Annotated in this window: 14 protein-coding genes; 7 read left to right on the plus strand and 7 right to left on the minus strand. The window is 57.5% G+C overall.

Annotated elements, in window-relative coordinates; translation table 11 throughout:
- Positions 1-808 precede the first annotated feature (808 nt).
- The 5 genes from PHA81_RS19590 to PHA81_RS19610 all read left to right on the plus strand — a co-directional run bounded on the left by PHA81_RS19590 (position 809) and on the right by PHA81_RS19610 (position 8,171).
- On the plus strand, positions 809-2,575 hold the full coding sequence (locus PHA81_RS19590; protein WP_273838440.1) for a ferredoxin--nitrite reductase: 1,767 nt from the start codon (positions 809-811) through the stop codon (positions 2,573-2,575).
- 119 nt (positions 2,576-2,694) lie between these two features.
- On the plus strand, positions 2,695-4,953 hold the full coding sequence (gene nasA, locus PHA81_RS19595) for an assimilatory nitrate reductase NasA (protein ID WP_273838443.1): 2,259 nt from the start codon (positions 2,695-2,697) through the stop codon (positions 4,951-4,953).
- On the plus strand, positions 4,950-6,269 hold the full coding sequence (locus PHA81_RS19600; RefSeq protein WP_273838445.1) for an MFS transporter: 1,320 nt from the start codon (positions 4,950-4,952) through the stop codon (positions 6,267-6,269). Before nasA ends, PHA81_RS19600 begins: the two co-directional genes overlap by 4 nt.
- A gap of 154 nt (positions 6,270-6,423) precedes the next feature.
- Positions 6,424-7,122, plus strand: coding sequence for a DDE-type integrase/transposase/recombinase (locus PHA81_RS19605; protein ID WP_273838447.1), 699 nt, complete (start codon positions 6,424-6,426; stop codon positions 7,120-7,122).
- 188 nt (positions 7,123-7,310) lie between these two features.
- Positions 7,311-8,171, plus strand: a complete 861-nt coding sequence (locus PHA81_RS19610; protein WP_273838449.1) for an SMP-30/gluconolactonase/LRE family protein — start codon at positions 7,311-7,313, stop codon at positions 8,169-8,171.
- Positions 8,172-8,219: 48 nt separating this feature from the next.
- Here the strand turns inward: PHA81_RS19610 and PHA81_RS19615 are convergent, their stop codons facing one another.
- The gene (locus tag PHA81_RS19615; RefSeq protein WP_273838451.1) at positions 8,220-9,179 is read right to left on the minus strand and encodes a mannonate dehydratase; all 960 of its coding nucleotides are present in this window, start codon (positions 9,177-9,179) and stop codon (positions 8,220-8,222) included.
- A 119-nt stretch (positions 9,180-9,298) separates the two neighbouring features.
- Between PHA81_RS19615 and PHA81_RS19620 the strand changes: the two genes are divergently transcribed.
- Positions 9,299-10,183: an NAD(P)-dependent oxidoreductase gene (locus PHA81_RS19620; protein WP_273838453.1), complete on the plus strand. Its 885-nt coding sequence runs from the start codon at positions 9,299-9,301 to the stop codon at positions 10,181-10,183.
- An 80-nt stretch (positions 10,184-10,263) separates the two neighbouring features.
- Positions 10,264-11,457 carry an AGE family epimerase/isomerase gene (locus PHA81_RS19625; protein ID WP_273838455.1) on the plus strand — a complete coding sequence of 398 codons (1,194 nt, stop codon included), beginning with the start codon at positions 10,264-10,266 and terminating at the stop codon, positions 11,455-11,457.
- A 416-nt stretch (positions 11,458-11,873) separates the two neighbouring features.
- Here PHA81_RS19625 and ppc read toward each other — a convergent pair whose 3' ends face one another.
- The 6 genes from ppc to PHA81_RS19655 form a co-directional block, all read right to left on the minus strand.
- Positions 11,874-14,561, minus strand: coding sequence for a phosphoenolpyruvate carboxylase (gene ppc / locus PHA81_RS19630; RefSeq protein WP_273838457.1), 2,688 nt, complete (start codon positions 14,559-14,561; stop codon positions 11,874-11,876).
- Positions 14,562-14,568: 7 nt separating this feature from the next.
- Entirely contained in the window at positions 14,569-15,999 is a 1,431-nt protein-coding gene (locus PHA81_RS19635; RefSeq protein WP_273838458.1) for an aldehyde dehydrogenase family protein, read from the minus strand.
- A gap of 272 nt (positions 16,000-16,271) precedes the next feature.
- The gene (locus tag PHA81_RS19640; protein ID WP_273838459.1) at positions 16,272-17,399 is read right to left on the minus strand and encodes a PfkB family carbohydrate kinase; all 1,128 of its coding nucleotides are present in this window, start codon (positions 17,397-17,399) and stop codon (positions 16,272-16,274) included.
- Between the two features lie 301 nt (positions 17,400-17,700).
- Positions 17,701-20,307, minus strand: a complete 2,607-nt coding sequence (locus PHA81_RS19645) for a GH32 C-terminal domain-containing protein (protein WP_273838462.1) — start codon at positions 20,305-20,307, stop codon at positions 17,701-17,703.
- Positions 20,308-20,311: 4 nt separating this feature from the next.
- A complete protein-coding gene (locus PHA81_RS19650) occupies positions 20,312-21,289 on the minus strand; it encodes a hypothetical protein (RefSeq protein WP_273838463.1) in 978 nt (325 codons plus the stop codon).
- 2 nt (positions 21,290-21,291) lie between these two features.
- Positions 21,292-23,139: an ABC transporter substrate-binding protein gene (locus PHA81_RS19655; protein ID WP_273838464.1), complete on the minus strand. Its 1,848-nt coding sequence runs from the start codon at positions 23,137-23,139 to the stop codon at positions 21,292-21,294.
- Positions 23,140-23,417: the final 278 nt, after the last annotated feature.

Below are 23,417 nucleotides of genomic sequence, written 5' to 3' on the forward strand. Positions count from 1 at the left end.
GTTCGTTGGCTGCTTGGTCCGGTCGCATCAACCGACCAAGCAGCCCGTTCACCTAACCCGCTTTGTGAGGTACTGAGAATGTCCATCATCCACTTTCCACCTCGTTGCCCGTTGGAGTAGTTGTTGACCATACGTCCATGATTCTGCGACTTTCGTCCGTATTCGGAATCGAATTCACGAGTTACCCTCAAACAGAGGCACTATATAAAGGTTGGAGTTTACAGGATGGCATATATTACCAACACAGTAGACAAACGCTCGATTTCCAATAGAGTATTAGCATTATAAGGTCGTATATCACGCAGAAATCGACGGATACCATCCTTGGAACCTGACGTTTGTTAATTCAAAAATACATCAGGTATCGATCCCTGAGAGGCACGCGCGCAACAGAACCAGGAAAGCAACATTGCGCTGGAGCTCTTCTGGGGAGTCTCATTCTTGTAGCGTTGGTTCACGAGATTGAGCCGAAGAACAAGACCCATTCCTCCGTCTTCGGCGTGTCTCAGTCAGTTGCACGGGTATGCGATTTCAGCGCAACCATCTATTGAACCTCCGGTGATAATTCTTCAGTGTTCTCTCCAAATGGACGAACCCTGGATTGGCCAGACCCAACCTATTACGGCATTATATTCAACCCTCTTTATTACATATTGGACAGATGCCCCTTAGCTAAGACTCGAATTATACAATGTAAACGGATAGACTTATCTACACCCGTTGTAGTAACCTCTTGTATGAAGAACGAGATAGTTGACCAGGCATTCCGTAAAAAAGTGGTCAAAGATAAGAAAATGACCTAACGATAATGAGCAACAAGAAAGAACAGTGGAAGGACGGCCTGTATGGTGACGAAGTACGCGAAAAGCTGATCGAGTTTGCCGAATCCGGCTGGGAATCGATACCTGACGACGAGCGGGAGAAGTGGTTCTCGCGATTCAAATTTTGGGGTGTGTTCCACCAGCGGTCGGGCCAGGAGAGCTACTTCATGATGCGTTTGACCAACTGTGGCGGCGTTCTCGAGCCAGGTCAGCTACGAGTCATCGGTGAAGTCGCACGCGAGTACGCGACGGGACCAGTTGACAACCCGGAGTTCGGGAACGGATGGATCGACTTCACGACCCGGCAGTCGGTCCAGCTCCACTGGATCAAGCTCGAGGACGTCCCCGAGATCTGGGAAAAGCTGGAATCGGTCGGTGTTTCCAGCCGGTCGTCGGGTGGGGATACTATGAGAAATATCTCGGGCTGTCCCGTGGCTGGGAAGGACGCTCACGAATACGTCGAGACGCGTCCCCTACTGGATCATATCCAGGAAAACCTGCGCGGGGACAACGCGCTCGCAAGTATGCCCCGGAAGTTCAACATCTCCGTGACGGGATGTCGGGAGGGGTGTGCGCAGGATTCAATCAACGACGTAGCGCTTGAACCCGCACGCAGGCTGGTTGATGGCGAGCCGGTCAGAGGTTTCAATCTCCGTGCCGGTGGCGGGCTCGGTGGGCGCGAGGCACGTCGGGCTCGCTCGCTCGATGTCTTCGTCCAGCCCGACCGCGCGTACGACATCGTGCGGGCCTTCGTGGAACTCTACCACACGGAGGGCAACCGCGAGAACCGCAACAAGAACCGAGCGCGCTTTTTCGTCGACGAGTGGGGAACCGATGCCATCCGCGAAGCGCTTGTTGAGAAGACCGACTTCGCTCTCGAACCCGCAGGGACGAACTTTCGAGACGGGTACACATACAACGCCGGTGAATCAACTGAAGAGGGCAAGCACGATCACATTGGCGTCCACGAACAGCCGAATGGGCAGTATTACGTGGGATTGAGTACACCCGTGGGGCGAGTCCCTGCAGCGGAGGCAATCGAACTCGCCGACATCGCCGACGAGTACGGCAGCGGCGAAGTCCGGCTCAGCCGTCGGCAGAACCCGTTGCTCATGGACGTTCCGGAGGAGGGCCTCGATGATCTGCTCGCCGAGCCGCTGCTCGAAACTCATTCGCCGGATCCGGGTCTGTTCACACGGGGAGCGGTAGCCTGCACCGGGACTGAGTTCTGTTCGCTCGCGTTGACCGAAACCAAGGTTCGGATGGCGGTGATGCTCCGCTGGCTTCGTTCCAGTGTCGAGCTGCCCGAAGACCTCACACAACTCAAAATTCATTTTTCAGGCTGCACCGCCGACTGCGGACAGGCACTGACTGCCGACATTGGTCTTCAGGGAATGCGCGCCCGGAAAAACGGCGAGATGGTCGAGGCGATGGACGTCGGTGTCGGTGGTGGAATCGGTACCAAACCCGAATTCATCGAGTGGGTGCGCCAACGAGTGCCAGCCGACGAGGTGCCGGGGATGATACAGAACCTCCTCGAAGCGTTTGCCGCCCTTCGAGAGGACAAACAAACCTTTCGGGAATGGGTCGAGGCTACCGGCCACGAGACGATCATCGAGCTGGCCGAACCCGAGGAGACCACCTACGACGATCCCTGTTTGACCGACGCGAAACAGTCGTGGTATCCGTTCGACGACGGTGAGAGTCCGGCTCCGACCACCGCCGACGGAACTCCCCTTCCGAGCGATGACTGATAACGAACTGTCCGTCGACGCTGTCCCACAAGCACCGATGGACGTCGCACCAGAGCTTGTGCTGGGACTAACCGACCAGACCGCGCGTAAGCTACGATCGGGGAGGGATGACTCGATCGATGGGTGAGCCAGTACAGACCACATGCATGCGATGCGCAGTCGGCTGTGGTCATATCCACGAGGGCGTGGATATCGGCTATGGTATCGCCTCGGTTCGGGGTGATGTCTCTCATCCCGTCAGCAAGGGATTAGCATGTCCACGCGGCATCCGTGAGAGTGGCGATCCTGACGGTAAGTGGTTGACACAGCCGCTCGTCAGGAAAGAAGGAGAGCTACTGCCCACCACGTGGGACGTCGCACTCGGCCGTGTCGTCAGGGCATTCGAGGACGTTCTGGAGCGCAATCCGAACGGTAACGGGATCGGAGTCCTCGGCAGCGGGCAACAGACCAACGAGTCGGCGTACGCGCTCGGCAAACTTGCGCGTGGTGGCTTTGGCACCCGCTACTACGACGCCAACACCACTCTCTGCATGGCAAGTGCGGTCACGGCTTACTACGACGCCTTCGGGAGCGACGCACCCCCCTGCACATATGAGGATATTCCCGGCGCACGGACCCACCTCATTTGGGGGGCTAACCCTGCAGTTGCCCACCCAGTTATGTACCGGTGGATCCACGAGAGCGCGCAGGCACCGGACAGCCAACTCTTGGTGGTCGATCCCGTTGAGACGACGACCGCCGAGCAGGCGGCCACCCACGTCCGCCCAGACCCGGGAGGCGATCTGGCGCTCGCGCGGGCCGTCCTCATGAGTGCTATCGATCGTGATCTCGTCGATAGGGAGTTCATCCAGTGCGTCACTGCTGGCTTCGAGAGTCTTTCAAAGGATCTTCCGGCAGCCAGTGAGGCGGCCGCGACCGCTGGCGTTCCCCTTGAAACGGTCGACACGATCGCGGATGCGCTCGCCGATCCGACACTGCTGTATTGGGGAATGGGGGTCAACCAGAGCACCCAGGGAACAGCTACAGCAGGAGCGCTTATCGATCTCTGTCTTGCGACCGGGAACTTGGGCCTCGGTTCGGGGCCGTTTTCACTGACTGGACAGGCGAACTCGATGGGAACCCGCGTGTGCTCATCGAAGGGAACGTGGCCTGGACACCGCTCGTTCACCGATCACGATGAGCGAGACGCCATCGCAGAAGCGTGGGGGATTCCCATCGGCCGATTGCCTGATGATACCGGCCCTGGCCCGGTCGGTGTCGTGGAGGCGATCGACGACGGACCGATCGAGGCGCTCTGGGCCGTGGCGACCAATCCCGTTGCGGGACTTCCCGACGCGACGACAGCTAGTGAACGACTCGATGAGACGTTTCTGGTAGTCCAAGACGCGTTTTGGAGCGAAACCGTTGAAATGGCTGATGTTGTGCTCCCGGCGGCGACGTGGGGCGAATCCGACGGGACCGCGATGAACATGGAGCGTACCGTCTCGCGGGTCCGCCCAGCTACCGATACGCCCTCAGGGGTCAGAAGCGATCTCGGAATCATTGCCACGCTTGCAGATCGGCTCGTCCCGGGGCTGTTCGACGTACACGATCCCGAAGGCGTCTTCGCGGAGTTTGCTGAGCTGACGGCTGGCACCGACGCCGACTGTTCGGGCATCACCTACGATCGCCTCGACCACGAGAGCGCGGTTCGGTGGCCCGCACCGAACGAGGAATCGGCCGGCGGCTATCGCTACTACGATCCCGACGGTGCCAACGATCCAGCGACTGCTGATGCCAGGACGTCGACCCGCTCCAATGACGAATCGACAACGACCGGTACCGAATCGATAGGGGCCGACGAGTCGGTGTGGACGTTTCCGACGCCATCTGGTAGAGCACGCTTCTCGACCGGGCGACACGACGACGTTCCCGAGCCACCGAACCAGGAGTATCCGTTGACGCTCACTACTGCGCGCGAACCCGATGGTTACAACACAGGTGTGCGGACGCGAACCGCGCCAGATCGAACGGAGCCACTCACTGCGCGCATCAATCCGGAGACACTCGCGAGCCACGAGAAAGTGCTTCACACGGACGACGCACAAACAACCAGTACTACCATCGAATCACGGCGCGCGTCGGTGTCAGCGTGCGTCGAACCGGACGAGACCATTCCCACCGGAATGGTCTGGCTGCCGATCCATCACCCAATGACAAACCACCTTACTGTCGCGGCGACCGATCCCGACTCGGACGAACCAAACTACAAACAGTGTGCAGTGCGCCTCACTGCTCCTTGTGCGAACAGTGAAACCGGAGGCGAAACGGAGCACACCAACATGACTGAACGCGAGCGCTCCGCGTCCGTTGACCGTCCCCCGGAGGTGCACCAATGAGCCTCATCCGGATGACCAAGTGGCGGACGCTCGTGCTCGCCACGATTGGATTCAATTTCTCGTTTCTGATCTGGTTTTCGTTCGCACCATTCACGGGGCCAATGGCCGAGGAGTTCGGTCTCTCGCTCGCGGAAATCGGTATCCTGGCGAGCGCTGCGATCTGGCTCGCCCCGTTCGGCCGAATCCTGACCGGGTGGCTCTCGGACAAGTACGGTGCGCCTACTGTCTTCGCCATCGTCCTGGCCTACGTCGGCGTGTTCTCGATGGCGAGTGCGTTTGCCCAGAACTATACGGTATTCTTCATCGAGCGGCTGATCGTTGCCACCGCGGGCATCACGTTCGTCATCGGTATCCAGCACGTTTCGGAGTGGTTCGAGGAAGAGGAATTGGGCACCGCAGAGGGGATCTACGCGGGTATCGGCAACGCTGGGGCTGCGGGCGGCGCGCTGATCCTCCCGCAAGTCTTCCCGACGAACTGGAGCGGACCGCTGTTCAACGCCAATTGGCGAGCTGCCTTCTTCTATACAGGAATCATCTCGATCGGTCTCGCTGTCGCTTACTATGTGTTGGGCGAGGCAGCGAAAAGCGAGGCAAAACGCCAAGCCACCGAGGAGAGTGCGAACTTCGAGGACTGGGTCTACACCGCGACTCGGTATGGGACCGTGGTACTCGCGCTCGCCTACATCATGAGCTTCGGGCTTGAACTCTCGATGAACGGGTGGCTTGCGACGTACTATCGCGAGGCGTTCGACACGAGCAACCTCGTGCTCGCGAGCACCTTCGCCGCGACGTTCTCGGTCGCGGCCGGCCTCCTGCGGCCGATCGGAGGTTACGTTAGCGACAGGCTGGCCCGCCAAGAACGGGATATCCTGCCGGTATTCGGGGGACACTATCGCGAACAGTGGACGTTCGTCTGCCTCTGTTTCATCATGGTGACGATGGTGGTTATGACGCTGGCCGGCACTTCTGGCGAAGTCCTGTTGGCTGTCGGCGCGGGCTTTCTGGTGGGGATGAGCTGTGCCTTTGCTGAGGGCGCGATCTTCGCTCAGGTACCAGCGATGTTCCCGAACAGTTCGGGGGCCGTCGCGGGTGTCGTCGGCGGTGTCGGTACCGTTGGCGGCATCCTCTATCCATTAGTATACTCTTCAACACTCTTCGGAAACCTCCACGTCGGCTACGCTGTCGTAGCAGTCTCGATGGTCCCGATCGTACTCCTCAACGCGTGGGTGTATCGGCCTGAGATCGCTCGCCGTGCCCATCTCGATGGGTTCGTGGGGCGAAACCGCGACGCTGGCGTTTCGGCTAGCGATGACTGATAACTGGCTGTAACGGTTTCCGCTCGTTGTTCCTGCGCTCGGGCTATATCTGGTCGAGAGCGCGGACCTTCACTAAGTATTTTGACAGAATTCCTCACCGGGCACTGCTAGATTGAGGTTGAACTGAGCGGAGTTCTTCGAGGTGGTTGGGACCATGCTCGAAGAACTCCAAGTGGAGGTCACGAGCTCTCCGGACGTACCGTTTTTGGACGCGGATCGGACGAGCACGCCAGCCTGGCTGATCAGGCTGGCGTGCGCTGCTCACGCCGCTGCAGCGTCGTTGGCGGAGTGTCGCGATCTCTGTGAGTGGTTCGGCGTCAGCCGAACCCGAGCTGCCATCCACCACTGGTACCAGTCCTTCGCCGAGTATTACGATCAAAACTTCACCGCCGGACCTTATCGTGTCGCCGTCGACGAGAAGCAGATCCAGCTCGAAAACGAACAGAAGGTCTGGCTCTACGCCGCCATCGACGTTGACTCGAAAGTCGTGCTCCACGCACGACTTTCTCAGAATCGTGGCATCGAGCCCGCAACGACGTTCCTCCGCGAACTCAAAGAGGAACACCGCGTCGGAGACGCGGAGTTCCTCGTCGACGGCATGGGCTACCTGACGGCGCTGGCCAAAACAGACCTTCTCGGCGACCTCAACTATTCCGACCGAAATATCGTCGAGAAGCTGTTCCAGACCTACACCATGCGCGTCGGCCGATTCCACGAGACATGGAACGGCAGTCAGCTCAGCGCAGAGCGCTGGCTGACTGCCTACACCGCCTACTACAACCATCTCCGGAGCCACCAAGCGTTGGAGAATCAACCGCCGATCGAAGCACTCGAACGGGAGAGTTCAATCTAGCAGTGCCATGCGCTGACTACTTGCCAGCCTTTGCCACCCCATCCTTGTTCCATGCTCTGGGGATTCGCAGGCTTTCATACCATCACTTCCCGTCGCCGTCAACGTATTCCGCTAATCTACAGAAGAGCAACCGAGTATCACCCGCCTACCGTCCGCACCTTTTTGTGACATCTCTTCGTCCTGTCTCTATGGATCTCGAACGAGTTGCAGACACCACATGTATCACCGGAGAGAATCCGCTCTGGCACCCCGATCACGGTGCTCTTTACTGGTGTGACATCCCTAACGGAGTACTGTACCGCTACGATCCGGCCGCTGCCGACCACAGCGTCGTCTATGAGACGGACGATTCAATCGGCGGGTTTACCATTCAAGACGACGGGTCACTTTTGCTGTTCGAATCCAGTGGAAGGGTCGAACGATGGCGAGACGGCAACGTCAAATCCGTTGTCGAATCGATTCCTCGCGAACAGGACTCTCGATTCAACGATGTTATTGCAGGTCCCCGCGGGCGCGTCTTCGCCGGAACGATGCCGACCGACGATCGTCTGGGACGGTTGTATCGGTTTGACACCGATGGGTCGTATCACGTTGTATACGAGGGCCTCGAAATCCCGAACGGCATCGGATTTACCACTGATCAGGAAACGATGTACCTCACCGAATCTGAGGCACAAACGATTCATCAGTTCGACTACGACGTAGTGTCGGGAGAACTCACGAACCACGACGAGTTTCTCACAACCCCGGACGAACCAGGCGTTCCAGATGGAATGACGATCGATGCCAATGGCGACATCTGGTCGGCTCGCTGGAACGGTCACGCTCTAATTCGGTATGCAGTGGACGGCACCGAACTCCAACGCATTGAGTTCCCCGCCCGAAAAGTCGCGAGTGTCACGTTTGGGGGTGAAGACTATCGTGACATGTACGTTACCACCGCCGGTGGTGAAGAGCGGGAACAGGAAGGCGGTGGGGCCGGCGCACTGTTCCGCCTTCGTCCCGGAGTAACAGGACTGGAAGAATTCCGGTCACGAATCCACGTCTGACTGTTGCCGATACGATCGTACCGGTTGTCGGTCCAGCCCCACAGTCGGTCACTCTTCCAGCAGTCCTTTCATGTAGCCGACAGCGAAGAGCTTTCCCTTGATGTGATACCCTGGGATCGAGTTGTCTTCCCCTGTCATAGTGGGTACGTGGTCGGGACGAATCGGTCCATCGAAGTCAACGTCTCTGTACGCGTCCATCGCGGCTTTCATATCTGTCGGCCCATCATCGTGCCACGTTTCAACAAAGTCGTCTGCGAGGCCGTCGACATCGCGGAAGTGGACGAAATTGATACGGTCGCCAAAGTGCCGGATCGTGCTCGGGATATCGACGCCCATCGCCGAGAAATTCCCCTGGCAGAATGTGATACCGTTGTGCGGCGAATCGTATAGATCAAGAACGCGATCGTACGCCTCGACATTGTTGACGATACGGGGCATTCCGCGGACATCGGAAATGGGTGGGTCGTCTGGATGAAGACTGAGGTACACGCCGGCTTCCTCCGCGACGGGGACGGCGCGATCAAGGAAGAATTCGAGGTTCTCCCAGAGATCCTCCTCGGTCGTTCGCTTCGCTGCAGGCGGTGTTGGGCCTCGACGCATTTGGTCGTCGTCGTAGGCGCTCGTGAGCGCGTCACCGCGAGTAGGGGTTGTCACCGACGTGCGGGCCCATCGGAGGCCAGCCATCCAATCGTAACAGACAACATCGACACCGAGTTCGCCAAGATTCCTGATGAGTGTACAGAACTGCTCGATCTCCTCGTTACGGCCGTCGAGAGCGAGTCGCGTCTTGTCGGTCAACGGCACACTACCTTCGAAGGCTGCCGGTTCAATGCCGTGATCACGATACGTATTGACTATTCGGAGCAGATCATCGTACGCATATGGGCGCGAGCCGCCGCCAATCTCGAGGGAATGGAAGACAGCATGGTGCACACCTGCCTGTTGTGCGAGCGTCCATCGGTCGTCTGGTTCCGGCGGAAGTACGAGTGACACGTCCATGATAAGCATTCAATGCGTTTGCACACTCGGTCTTAGAGTTTGTCATCCTATCGTCGCAAGGCCGGATCAATTTTCGCGACTACTCCCCTTTCGATGGCTTTTAGACCGACACAATCGATTGTTCGTGCATGTCACTCTCGACAATAGCGGTGACTGGAGGCAATGGCAAAATCGGTCGAGCGATCCTCGAAGACCTCGCTACGCACGGCTACGAGACGGTGAACATCAGCCGAGGAAAGCAGCGTGAGGAGGTGTCGGACACGTATATCACGACTGATCTTTTAGATCCGGGACAGACGTACGGTGCGCTAGCCATGAGCGAGCCCGATGCGGTCATTCACATGGGAACGATTCCAAATCCCTACAGCCATCAGGAGTACAGGACATACAAGAGTAATACCATGTCTGCGATGCACCTTCTCGAAGCGAGCGAGGCGCTCGGTCTGGAATCCTGCTGTCTCGCGTCGAGCATCAACGCCATGGGAGCTGAACATCAGGTCCGACCACCGCAGGTGGACTACCTACCTATTGACGAAGCACACCCCCGGACCCCTGACGATGTCTACGGCATCGCGAAACACGCGATGGAGATAACAGCGGACGGCTTTGGGCGGCGGCCTGATTCCAACATGACAATCTCGACGTTACGGTATCCGTGGGTTCCTGACGAGCAAGAAGTGATTGAGAATTTCGCTGAAGCCGATCGGTCAATGGCCGCCATCAAAGACGACAACCCTTGGAGCGGACGTGACGTCATGTTCTCGTACATCCACATGGCCGACGCCACTGCACTCGCACGGAAAGCCGTTGAAGCAAAATACGACGGTCACGAGTCATTTTGGGCGGTCGCAGGGGATACGACCGCCGCTGTCCCAACGACCGATGTCATTACCGAATTCTTTCCCGAGGCAGAGCTCCGGGGAGAGTTCGCGGAATATGACACGTTGTTCGACCTTTCGAAGGCTGAACGCCTCCTGGGCTGGACTCCCGAACACAGCTGGCGCGATTATTGAGATTCCGTTTCAATCCGAAGCCGGCGTTTGTGTTCGTCGCTATCCGAATGTTTATACTCCGAACACCGAGATGTGGTATCATGCCCAGAGACAATAGTCTCTTCCGAGATGAAAAGTGGCTCCACCAGCACGTACGTAGCCTCCTGAACTTCTACTACCCGACCTGTATCGACCATCGGTATGGTGGGTACATTTCACAATTGAGTGACGTCGATGGACACGTGTACGACGGACGGAGCAAGATGGTCGTCTCGACGGCCCGGTTTGTTTTCAACTTTAGTGTCGGCAAGTTGTTGGGTGGTCCAGATTGGTGCCACTCTGCGGCGCATCACGGCGTTGATTTTCTTCTCGACGCGCACAGACAGGATGACGGTGGTTACCCGTGGCTACTCTCAGGTCGCAACGTCGCTGATCCCCAGCGAACGTGTTACGGACACGCATTTGTTCTCTTCGCACTCTCGACGGCCGCGAAAGCTGATATTCCTCGGGCTGAGGATCACATCGAGGAAACTTTCACACTCATTGAGGATTATTTCTGGGAGGACGAATACGGACTCTGCAAGGGAAAACTCGGTTCCGACTGGAACGAGGTTGAGGAGTACCGTGGTCAAAACGCTAACATGCACATGTGCGAGGCACTGATTAGTACCTACGAAGCGACAGGCAACGAAATGTACCTCGATAGAGCATACACGATTGCAGAACGGCTAGCTCTGGAGTTAGCTGATCAGGGTGACGGGTTGCTCTGGGAGCACTACACCACCGACTGGGAACACGACTGGGACTACAACCAGGACCAGCCAACGCACCTATTCCGCCCATGGGGATATCAGCCGGGGCATCTCATGGAGTGGACGAAGCTCTTGCTCCATCTCGACGAATACATTGATGCAGGGTGGTTGGTCGACCGCGCGCAGCATTTCTTCGATACGGCTGTCGAACATGGCTGGGACGACGAACACGGAGGTTTCATCTACAATTTCACCCGAGAGGGAGAGCCTGTCGCTGAGGACAAGTACTACTGGACGCACGCCGAGGGATTTGCTGCCGCCGCTCGTTTAGCTGACACAACCGAGGATCCGACATACTGGGCGTGGTATAATCGCATTTGGGAGTATGCCTGGGAGAACATGGTAAACAAAAAGTATGAGAACTGGTATTCCAAGCTTACGCCTGACAACAGAGTCCACGACGACATTGATTCGACGCCAAAAGTCAAGACAGGATATCACCCGCTGGGTGCATGCTACGATGTTCTCCAACTAAGAGAGTGAAAAATCGTCGTGCCGAATTGAGAGTTAGTGGACGCTGAAGGACAGATTCAACCATCCAATCCCTTCGCTGTCTACCGATCGGTAGTTCTTAATAAACGTAGGTTGCGTGTCTATTTGCGAAGATTTATCGATCGAACCTTTTCCGCATCAGTACTATCTGTGGCGAGAGCGGTTTCATCGATGCTTTCTTTGTCTCCGTTTCAATTCGTGATTAGATGAGTGTCCTCTAACGACAGCTCGTCCCGTTCCTCTGTAGGGGATACATACCGGAAGAGCAAGTGCGCGCTAGGCCCTAACCTCAAACCGGTCGGGGATCACGACATTCCGTCAGCTATGCTGCTGCGGCGTGAGCCGCGCACGCCAGCCTGACCGATCAGGCTGATTTGGATCTGCGATATTTGTGTTTTGAGGCTGCTCTACCCGGTGTTTTTCATGCCGGCAGCGATCCCTTTGACCGTCAGGCGCAGCGCCCGTTTTTCCGTCTCGGTCCGGTGCTCGCGGTCCAGCAGGTGTGTCTGGAGCACGTTCAGCGGGTCGACGTAGGGGTTCCGGCGGCGGAGACTCTCCCGAAGCCACCCACGGTTCACGAGGTCCTCGCGGTCGCCGATGGTCGTCGCGAAGTCGGCGGCCCGCTCGTACTCTGCCTCAAACACCGGGAAGAAGCGCGCTTCCAGGTCGTCGTCGGCGACCGCGGCGTACTCGCTCGCGATCTCCATATCGGTGCGCGCGAGCGCGAGTGCGGCGTTGTCGATCGTCGTTCGGAAAAACGCCCACTCGTCGTACATCGCCTGGAGCATCTCCGTCGAGCCGCCCTCCTCCAGGTAGGCCTCGATCCCCGCCCCGAGGCCGTACCAGCCAGGCAGAATGCACCGCGACTGCGTCCACGAGAACACCCACGGGATCGCCCGGAGGTCCTCGACCGTGCGCTCGCCCGACCGCGAGGCCGGCCGCGAGCCCATGTTGAGTTCCTCGATCACCGTGATCGGGGTGGCCTGCTCGAAGTACGACACGAATCCATCCATGGTGAGCAGGTCCTGGTAGGCCGTCCGCGCCGCGTCGGCGATCGTCGCGGCCGCGTCGAGCCACTCCTCGGGTACGTCATCCGCAGGCTGGTCGAGCGACCGTGCCCGCGCGCGGATCTGGGCGTTCAGCATCTGTTCGAGATTGCGTTCGGCGATCCGTGGGTTGGCGTATTTCTCGGCGATCGCCTCGCCCTGTTCGGTGAACTTCACCTGGCCATTCACAGTCTCGTTCGGCAGCGCTAGCAGCGCCTCGTTCATCGGGCCACCGCCCCTGGAGATCGAGCCGCCGCGGCCGTGAAACAGCCGGAGGTCGACGTCGTGGTCGTCGACGATGTCGGCCAGCCGGCGCTGGTTGCGGTAGAGATCCCAGTTCGCGGCGAAAAACCCGTTCTCCTTGTTCGAGTCCGAATACCCCAGCATCACTTCCTGGAGGTTGCCGCGCGCGGCGAGCGCCTGGCTGTACGCCTCGTTCTCGAAGAGGGTGCCTATGATCTCGCGCGCGCCGTCGAGGGCGGCCTCGGTCTCCAGAAGGGGAACGACGTCGAGTCCACAGTACTCGGGGAGGGAGACCGCGCCCGCCTGATCCGCGAGGAACAGGACCTCGAGCACGTGACTCGGCTTCTCGGCCATCGAGATGCAGTAGGTGTCGATGGCGTCCGCCCCGTACTCGCGCTGCCAGTCGTTCAGCCGGTCGAACCGTTCGAGCACCCGCGCCGCGGGGTCGAACAGTCCCTCGCGATCGGTGACGTCGATCAGCGGCGCGTCCTGGAGGATGGCCTCGGTCAGGAGTTCGACGCGTTCGTCTTCGTCGAGTGATTCGTAGGCGATGTCCTCGCGACCAAGCGCCGCGGCGATCGCCTCGGTGTGTTTTTCTTGGTGATCCCGGAGATCGAGGCCAGCGAGACAGAATCCAAACGTTTGGGCTTGGCGTTCGAGCGGGTCGACGTGGACCGCGGCGATCCGCTCGCCGCCGTTCGCCCGGAGGCTCGTCGCCAGCGCGTCGAGATCGGCGGTGAAACCCGTTAGCTCGTCGTACCCGTTCGGCCGAACGTCGCCGATGCGTTCGAGGCGCTCGCCCATCAGTCGGAGATGCTGGCGGTAGGGTTCGTCTGGGTAGCGCTCGCGGGCCTGATCGGCAAGCGTGGGGAAGCGTTTGCGGTTCGCGGCGAGCCGATCGTCGAAGACCTCGCCCGTGTCGAGCCGGTCGGCGTCGTGGGCGAGCACGCTCGACAGGTCGGCGAGCGCTTCCTGATACTTTTCGAGGACGCTCCGGCGCTGTCGTGCGAGGGTCTCGCTCGTCACGTCGGGCGTGACGTAGGGGTTGCCGTCCCTATCGCTGCCGGCCCACGACCGGAACTCGAAGAGTTTGGGTACTCCAATATCGTCGAACTCCGTCCCGAGCGTGTCCTCGATCTCGCGGTAGACCTCGCCGGTGGTATCGAAGAGGGTGTTTTCGAGATACCAATGAACGTTGCGGGCCTCGTCGAGCGGTTCGGGCTGGCGCTCGCGGATCTGGCGGGTGCCCCAGAGGCTCGTGACCTGGGCTTCGAGCGCGTCCTCGAGCTGTGCGCGCTCGGTGTCGGTCAGCCGGCGCTCGTCGAGTGCGACGAGGTGGTCCGCGATGGTGCGGAGTTTCGCCTTCACCGTCTTGCGGTGGGCTTCGGTGGGATGTGCAGTAAAGGTCGGCTCGATCAGCACGTCCTCGAGGATCTGCTCGACGACCTCGGGATCACGGTCGGCGAGACTCTCGACGGCGGCACCCAGACTGTCGGCGAGCGAGCCCTCTTGGGAGGCAGTCCGGATCGCGCGGACGCGTTCGCGCTCCTCGGCGAGGTTCACCATCTCGAAATAGGTCGCGAACGCGCGTGCGACCGTGACGGCAGTCTCGGGGTCGAGGCCACGCAGCGTGCGATCCAAGTTGTCGCGTGAATCGATCTCGCCGTTGCGGTAGTCGATGGCGGTGGTACGGAGGCGTTCGACCGTCTCGAACGCGTCGGTCGAGGTCTGTGTTTCGAGCACCTCACCAACCAGCGCGCCGAGTTCCCGAACGTCCGTCCCCACCGTGCGATTGTGTAGCGTCATTGTATTGTTAGAGCACGATACTCTTGTATCGAATGAACCCTTCGATACTCGTGCCAATCCCTTCGCGGCCGATACCCGATTTCTTGTTCCCGCCGAAGGGAATGTCGCCGAGGCCATGAGAGGGCGCGCCGTTGATCCGGACCGCACCGGCGTCGATCCGCTCGGCGACCCGGAGCGCGCGGTCGTACTCAGTAGTAAAGACGCAGCCGTCGAGCGCGAGATCGGTGCCGTTGGCGATCTCGATGGCGTGGTCCTCGTCGGCGAACGTCGTCACCGGGATCACGGGGCCGAACTGCTCCTCGGTAACGAGGCGTGCGCTCTCGGGAACACGGCCGAGCAGCGTGGGTTCGACGAACTGGCCGTCGCGCCCGCCGCCGCGGACGATCTCGGCACCCCGATCGGTAGCGTCGGTGACGAGCTCTTCGACCCAGTCGGCCTGGTCGTCGCTGATGAGCGGTCCGAGAGCCGTTTCCTCGTCGAAGAGATCACCGGTGGGGTAGGCGTCCATCTCGCTCTCGATCCGTTCGACGAGGTCGTCGTGGATCGACTCGTGGACCAGCACGCGGCTGACCGCCGAACACCGCTGACCGGCGTACTTGAGTCCGCCCTTCGCACACGCCGCGGCGGTCTCGTCGAGATCGGCGTCGGGGAAGACCACGGCGGGCGCGTTGCCGCCGAGCTCCATGTGGAGGTTCACGATCCCGCTCTGGCGCGCGACGTGCTCGCCCGCGCCCGAGGAGCCAGTCATCGCGATCGCGTCGACGGCGTTCGAGCCGGCGAGCACGTCGCCGATCGTGCTCGCGTGCCCCGGCACGAAGTTGAACCCGCCCGCCGGAACGTCGGTCGATGCGATGACGTCCGTCAGGATGGCAGCACTCACGGGGGTTTTGCTCGCGGGTTTGAGCACGACGCTGTTGCCGGCGGCGAGCGCGGGTGCGACCTGGAGCGCGGTGGTCGAGAGCGGGTAGTTGTACGGCGTGATGCAGAGCACGGTTCCCCGGGGTTCGGGCTTGGTGATCGCTTCCCACCCCTCGTGGCCCGCGGTCGTCCCCGGTCGGAACTCCCCGTCCAGCCCCCGTGCCTCCTCTATGGCGCGCTCGAACCGCTCGGCAGCCGATTCGACCTCGCCGCGCGCGCTCGAAATCGGTTTGCCCGCCTCGCGAACGATCACGTCCGCGAGCTCGTCCTTCCGGTCACGCAGTCCCGTGGCGATGGCTTCGAGCCACGCGACCCGCTCGGGGATCGTGGACGCGGCCATCGCCGCCTGTGCATTCTCGGCCGCATCGAGTGCGGCTTCGGCTTGGAGCGGGCTCGTGGCGGTGATTCGGCCGAACAAGCCATCCTCGGCGAGATCTGCCACTTCGATGATCCCATCGCCGCTCTCCCACTGCCCGTCGATGTACGGTTGTTCGTTACGCGCTGTCGACACGGTAGCCATGTCAGAAGGGACGAGACGAGCGGCTAAAAGATTTACTTTGTAACGAATTAATCGGAGTGTCTGCTGTTACAGTCTCATGCCCGTGCGTGAACAGGCTACGCGAATGTGACGGATAGTCGTACTGGGGCCTCTGAGACCTAATTTCATACAAAGTTTGTCAATCTCGGTGGGCATAATGGTTCGCCGGGTAACACGTGTGCTTCACCCTTGCTGACTGGGACCTCCAACTACTGTTGGAAATGGTAAACAGTCTCTATTCAAGAGCATAACCGCTATTTCTCTGGATTATATGAGTTGACAGCAGAGACGAGGTCATCATAATTCGGGGTCTCGCCGGTTCGGACGAATTCGTGAGCGAGCGCATTTCCAAGAGCGACAGCGGCGTCGTCAGGCAAATCTTCGATAAGCCCAAGACTCATACCAGCGTTGAAGTGGTCACCGGCACCCGTAACTGACTGAGGGGAATCGACTGTTTCGACCAGTACACGGCCTGCTCCCCTTTCACTAACGATAACCGATTCAGTAGTGCTATGTCCAACGAATCGATCGACACCGAGAAGATCAAAGGCAGTACGAGCATCTGACATTAAAGTACCACTTGCACTATTTCCCATCTTAGCTGCCAAGATTTTTGTCTCGACTCGGTTCGCAGAGACAGTCAAATCAACAATTTCACTGAGTTTATGTGTTGCCGTCACCATCTCATTGAGTTTCTGGCGGTCAAGCCGACGAACATTAGCAGGATCGATGAGGACATGTTCTGGGGCATCCGATAGTTTTGGAAAAACGTTTTTTCTCAGTCCATCCAAAACATCTGCTAATCCTGGTATAGCTGACCAGTATCCGATCCCGAATAATCGGACTCCATTTAACTCTTTGACAAGCGTAGGGATTTCAACTCGTGATTGTAGTGATTCCCAGTTGAGTGTTGCTGCATCACCATTCTCCGTCAGCAAAATCTTCCCATCCTCAAATTCAATGGCGTCAGTAATACCTGGCTGGCCTAACGAATGGATCGTGCATTCGCTAAATTCTTTCTCGAAAATATCGAGCAAGGGGTCACCGCACATTCCCAAGAGCGTCGTATCGAAATCAAGACCCTGGTACACACGAGCGAGGTGGCTTACATGCCCCCCGGTTTGTTGCTGCTTTTGCATCCAGGGTATCGAGAGTGAGCTATTAGCAGCTGCCGATGACGTGATTTCTTTTCCGAAATCATCCAACGTCGAAATACGGTCACCTACTTCGTCATCTTTGCTTGCCTTTACCTGTCGTATATTGTCTACATAACCATCAAATCCGAAGATGACATCCCCGCCGCTTGGTTCCTGAGGGAGAAGTTTCTGACAGCTAGTCACTGCATCATGAGTTTGCTTTTCAGAATGGTTTTTTTCTGTCATTGGAACCGGATGAGGGTGCGGTTTGCAGTTGCTAAATCGTTAAATCGGCTAACGAACCTATAAATATCATTAACGTTTGGATGCAAAGACGATAACATCTCTGAGCTGATCATGGTTGCATCGTTAGTGAAGCCAACCTTCAGACCCATTTTAGCCGCTCATATGCCCCTCATCGTAATAACTGCAACGGTGAATGCTGACGGGAAATGCAAACCATATGGGCCCAATATCTGATTTCCATAATTAGAAATAATATACCCAAGATGCAGAAAGACAGAATCTAACGCCACCCCTACGTCATTTATTTGTCTTTTTCTCGCTCCCCTTCGCTGCGATCATCGGAGTCGTTGTTCTGCTGGGGGGTCCTCCCACTGTGCTTGCTCCGATGCTTGAAGGCGTTGGTAGGGGTTGATTCAGCAACTCCGCGGGCTTTCCCATATGGCGGTTTGGTGCCCTGATTCTCAGATGCCTTAGATGGTGATTCGTCATCCAGATGATCCCAAATGGATCCCATCTGATAAGCATTGAGCGATCGAAGCCGTACGTTGCCGTCGGCATCAATGCTATAGTTATTACTCTTACCAAGCGTTGGGTAGACCCGCGAGACAACAAATTCTCTTCCATTAGCGAACACTTCAACGATAGAGCGATCGACGAAGACGTGAATGTTCACCGACCCGTCGTCATTCGTTGGAACGTCTACCGAGCGGGTGGCCGGGCGACTGTCCGCTTTCGGGCGATCGTTTTCGGCCGACGAGGAGGTGTGGTCGATCGTCAACGTTTCTGCCTCGAAGTCGTACGTGATCGGCGTGATCTCGGTTCCATCGGGATGTTCGAGAACGTTTAGTGTCACCTCCGTCGCACCGGCCGACTCGACCGTCGCGTCTATCTCGACACTATCGTGGTTGAGATCCGACAACGGTGTCTGTTCGTTACTTCCGCCATCACGTTTCAGGATGGTGTTGGAACGAGAGACCGAATTAGCCTCATCGTTACGAGCGTTTTTCACTTCTTTTGCGGGCTGGATACGAAGCGTGCCATCGTCTGCTTCCGAGAGAGTATGAGGAAGAGAGATCATAGTGTCAGCCCAACCATCGCTGAATTCAAGGATCGGTGTGATCCACCCAAACATCACATAGCGACCATCCTGTGTTTTCATCGCCTGTGGCGCGTAGTACTCGCCGCGAGCAACGTACCCCTGCTCTTCGATAGTGAAATCGCCGGAACTGGCGTCCCAGCTGCCGAGGTTGTACCCAACAGTCTCATCCGCGAAGAATCCAAGCGACCAGTGCACCATGGATTTCGTCTCAAAATTGAATAGTTGTGGGCATTCCCAGAATCCTACGCGGTCTCCAGTAATGGTCGTGTGGAATTCCCAGTCGTCGGTTCTGATGTCCTTTGCGCGGAAGACGATAGCTGCTCCTACGCCGCCCTGGAGTCCACTACCGACCATGTGGTACCAATAGCCGTTGTCCTCCTGCCAGACGTGATGATCGCGGAACCCGCCGGGATCTGCGAATGGAACGCTCGGCTCACTACCGTCGTATGGAGGCGAGAACGCTCCCATCGGCGGTGTATCCATGAGAGGATTGCCGTCGTACTTTTTGACATTAGTCAGATCACTGTCCGACCCGGCGGCCCGACTGGGCAGTTGTTTCATCTCTGCCCCCTTAAGATGGGATTCTGGCCCGACACTGGTATAGAAGAACAACACTTCGTCTCCGACGTTGACACCGCAGCCGGTAAAGATACCGAACTCGCCCGGGTCATCCGGGTTCGGGGACAGCGCGATGGGGCGATCTTCCCAATGAATCATGTCATCGCTGACTGCATGCCCCCAGTGCATGTTCCCCCAGAAATCACCGTGGGGGTTGTGCTGGTAGAATAGGTGGTAGGTACCCTCGTACTCTACTAGACCACAAGGGTCATTGTTCCAGTTCGCCGGTGGAGCAAAGTGATATCGAGGACGATAGGGGTTGTCAGCCAGACGCTGACGCAGTTCAAGGAAACCTTCAGCGCCTCTCGGACGATTTTCACCTGGGAGTCGATTCTCACCCCCCTCCGAGACATATGACAAAGAGTTGCTAAGTAGAAGCTTGAGATTTCCTTCATGGGCTTGGTCTGTGGTGTCTGTAAATCGCACACAACTGGCGATCCCGATGACTGCTCCATCTCCTTGGTACCACGATACTAACGGTTTCTTCGTCGACGCTCGTCGTCCGCTTTGCGCTAAATAAGCGAGAACCTCACCCTTTTGCGGGGTGTTTAGATTCCAGTAGAGGCTCGAATCGTGGTGGCTGCGTGACTCGGTCTTAGTGGTGAATTCTCGATTATCGAACCCCTCAAAGATCGGATGGTCTGTGTAGAGGTCCCGTTTTGAGAACCCGTAGCTCGTTCCTTCTATGTCCGCTTCATCTGTATCAGGTGGCAGCGTCTCGATATCGAGGATGTGGGCGACTTCAAAGGCATGCTGGGTCAACAGGAGCCCGCCACCATCCTCTATGTATGAGACGAGTTCATCCCGGACAGACTCATCGTGGATTAGAGAGAACTCGTTGATGTCGTGATCACGATGCCACCAGAGGGCATCAAGCGACCTGATATTCGGGTGTCCTGGGCCACGACCTGGTTTGTCTTCCGGTGGACCACGACCTGGTTTGTCTTCCGGTGGGCCACGACCTGGTTTGTCTTCCGGTGGACCACGACCTGGTTTGTCTTCCGGTGGGCCACGACCTGGTTTGTCTTCCGGTGGACCACGACCTGGTTTGTCTTCCGGTGGGCCACGACCTGATGATTGCAGGCTTGATAGTTCGACCGTCCATACATCGTTTGACGTCGACTTGAGCCACTCTAGAGCGGCTTCTTGCTCTTCGGTGAACGTCCCTTGGTGGATGAATCCGTATCTCATTGGTTTATTGATTGGTTACTTCGAAGTTTGCGAACTCGGTACGACATCGCTCAGGAGCGAGTGAGACTGCCCACATACCGACGTCCTGAACGGATGCTGCCTGTGGGACCTCTACAGTATTCATTTGCGTGAAATCGTTACCGTCCGTGCTATAGTAGCCGGTGTAGCTGGTACCATCTTTTTCAAGCCGAAGCCAGGTCGACTCTTGTGCGGTCGATCCATAGTACTTCGGCGGGAAAGGTGCTCCACTCGCCGTTCCGTCGCCGTTCTTATCCCATTCCATCGAAAATCGACCGTATACTTCATCGCCCGGAGCGGAACCCGATCGGTCGACACTATCTGGCGGAGAGACGAGTGCGCGAACCATCCCTTTGCCGCCAGGTTCGTCCGCAGACGCGTCCATGTCGTTGCGAACGATGAGTCCTCCTTTAGTGAATCCACCAGGATTTGTGGCCTCCTGACTAACGATCTTCACCGTTACCGACCCGCTGTTTTGAAGCCCGTCTGGGACATAGATCGTGTTGAAGTTATTGACACCACGCCAAGCGTCTGTGTCGGTGCCTGCAACGATGATTGGGTGGTCGTTTGCACCGAGCCCATATTCTCCGTCAGCACCCTGCGGTCCAGCTCCGTCCCACGTTTCGAACTTCTCTGGAAGGGGCCTGAGCGTCAATACTGTCTGAGTACTGTCGCCGATCGAAATAGTGTGCTCCCCGGCAGTATCGACAGTATGTTCGAGCGTCACTTCTACTCTCTGCATACGCTGCCAGCGCTCGATGGCAGTCTGGATCTCCTCCGGGCTTATTGTGACAGTTTCGGTGGCAACCGCTTCTCCATCGACCTGGAGTGTGAAGTCGACCTCAACTGGTTTCGAGGCTCGGCTCCAAACACTGGTGGTAGCTTGTACCTTGTTCCATTCTGGTAGCGTTACCTCTACTGACGTGTCTTGTAGTGGGTCTGTGTATAGTGGTTTGAGTGGCATATTTACTCCGTTGCTTGGATGTTACCCACGCGCGGTAGATGGGTACTTGGGTATTCAACGTTCAGTTCCTCCGTGTTCGGGAACTCCCAGCCCTCAGTGTCCAAATAAGAAATGGATGGTCGATAGTATCCTTGCAGGTACGGGACTGACTCGTTGATGATCCACGCTAGTTCACGGACGAGACGCCGCTCCTCACTTTCTGTGGTGGTGCGACGTAGCGCTGCGAGCTTCTCGCGGATATCGATTGTTTCCTCTGGTCCACCAGGGTTGCCGTACGTCGGTACCTCTACTACTGGCCCGAAGCCGAGATCCGATGCCTCGCGCATGAGCATGTCTGACCGGAACGTGTGATAGGGATGAGTCTGATTCATATGTCCCCACTGACGGGCCGGCAGGAAGGCGAAGATATCGTCGTGAACACCGACATCAGTGAACTGTTCTACTGCCCCGACAGGAGCATTGAGGTGGGTTCCGTCGAACCATCCCTGTACGATGTCTGGGTCTTGGTCGCGGAAGAACTCGTTGAGTTGGCGCTGAAATTCTTGGGTACCATAGTACCACGCTGGTTCGCTAGCGCTGATTGCAGCTGACGTGTCTTGAGTTGGATCCGGTGCGCCGACAAAACCCAGCGTGAGTGGCCCGCCGCGTGAGTCGTTCCATATTTCCCATGTTCGGAAGAATCCGAGATCGCCGAGCAGTTCGCCGGCACGTTTCTCATCCCCGTACACTTCGAATTTTCCGAGCTCACCGTCGAGGTATTCACGAGTCTGGTTCGGGGAGAGTCCGGTTTGGAGTGCTACCGTCTCGATTACTGATGCAGTCATCGACTCGACAGCGTCGGCTGAGCTGAATATGTGCGCGATGGCTTTCCTAAATTGTCGTTTCTGGAGGTGGGGATGTTCGTGATTTAGGAGAATACCCCAACCACCGGTACTCTCATTCGTCACCTGAGTATACGAACCACCGATCGTTTGTCCCGACTCTTCTTGAAACTGTTCGGGATAGTGGGCCTCCCGCGTCCCCGCGAATGAACCATTGTTGAGTTCGTCGAGAACTGTATGCTCCGAGGTCTTTGACTCGAAGGTATAATCCTGCCAGTTTATGTTATCAGCAGATGGGTGACTGCCAGCCATCTTGAGAGAGACACGGTTGGCATCTTGGCTGGCATATTTGAAGGGACCGGTGCCAATCGGTGGACCGGCATGCTCCGGATTGAGAGTCAACGATTCGATAGCGGACTTCTCTGCTTGTTCGAAATACTCTGGCGAGTGACTAAGATGCTGCCCAAGCAAGTCATGGAGAAGAATCTCTTTGTTCACATCACCTTTCAAGTTGACACGGACGGTGCCACCACCACCACCATCTCCCTTCGGCTCACGAGAAACGGTAACACCGGAGAGGACGTCCCAGTACTCCGCACCGAAGGCTTGATCCATCTGGAATTGGCGAACGACATCGCTAGCCGTTACAGGTTGACCTCCCCGACTCTCACCAGAGTTAGTAGTCACCTCATGCCAATAATAATTCGAACTCAACGTGATGCTCAAGTGGTCCGGGGAAACCGACCAGTCCGCAGCGAGAACGGGAACAAACGTGTCTTCTCTCACGTTGTATTCTGCAAGAGGTTCGTAGAGGAACGCTTCGACAGCAGGTTCCCGGTTCTCGCTATTTCGTGGGTTGAACTGCAAGTCCGCTGTTTCTGTATCTATTGGCAGACTGAACCCATCTGATGAGGGGTCGGCCGCGGTCAATGCTGCGGTTTCCGCACCAGTTACTGCGGCTCCTCCAGCAGCGAGCGCTGCTGACTGAAGGAGCTTACGGCGTGTGAGTGTTGGGATCTGGTCTTGCATTGTTCTGACTTGGGCCGTCGCGAGACGCTAACCCGACAGCTGTTACTGTCCCGAGACGCCATTCCTTACCACAACCGAACCACTAATAAATGTTTTGCCAGTTTCTGTACATTGGCAGTTTTCACTTCTGAAAAGAGATCAACCAACGGCCTACGCAGATTCGTCACCCGCCAACTAATGATTGATGAGTGGATATCGAATTTCGCTCTTGGGTACGTGATTGTTGGTGGGTCAGAGTGCGGTTTCGAGGATGGCTTCGAGTGCTTCTCTCCCTGGTT

Source organism: Halococcus sp. PRR34 (genome assembly GCF_028617175.1).
Lineage (GTDB): Archaea > Halobacteriota > Halobacteria > Halobacteriales > Halococcaceae > Halococcus > Halococcus salifodinae.